The sequence below is a fragment of the Kurthia sp. Dielmo genome, assembly GCF_000307285.2.
In the GTDB taxonomy this organism is placed as follows: Bacteria; Bacillota; Bacilli; order Bacillales_A; family Planococcaceae; genus Kurthia; species Kurthia populi.
This window is the reverse complement of record NZ_CAEP01000193.1, coordinates 1-569: the sequence shown is the minus strand read 5'-3', so window position 1 is coordinate 569 and position 569 is coordinate 1. Positions and strand designations below refer to the sequence as shown.

The 569-nt window shown below is 34.4% G+C and carries 2 pseudogenes; both read right to left on the bottom strand.

The window, feature by feature from the left end:
• Positions 1–318 (bottom strand): annotated as a pseudogene (locus KTHG_RS00120) (phage portal protein); the annotation flags it as partial.
• 7 nt (positions 319–325) lie between these two features.
• Positions 326–569 (bottom strand): annotated as a pseudogene (locus KTHG_RS00115) (terminase large subunit); the annotation flags it as partial.

The window sequence follows — 569 nt, the reverse complement described above, 5'->3', positions numbered from 1 at the left end:
GTATGGAATAATGAGCACTTCATTTTCTCGAATTAATTTATTGATAACTGTCTGCCAAAAATCAGATGCACTTTCATCTGTATTTGGACGTATATTAAAAATCCTATCCAATTCGCTATCTAGCAATCGTTTCTTTCCCTGCATATGTTTAAATTCCGTTTGAGATACAGATCGCGCAATAAAGTTAGAGCACGTTTCAATAGCTAATTCCTTTAAGTAGGTTCGTTGTTCAATTTCTACAACATACTCTAAGTCCAGCATTTCTCCTAATTCCTTGTGTCGATTAAATAAAAAATCAAGGACTCCGATATTTTCCACCTCCCTCCTATGCGTAAAATTCGCTATATGCATCAAACGTTGAATCGATGTTAATTTCATCTAATTCATTTGCACGATAAAGCGCATAAACAAACGCCTGGAACCCATCTGTTTTCCGTTTTGTTTCTTCTTTTTTTAGAAATTGTTTTCCATTAGCCGTATCTTTTACATATACGTTGTTGGTATACCAACGCATTAAAGGATTATCTCCAAAAATAAACTTGTGATTAGCAAATCCATCTTCAACGCGT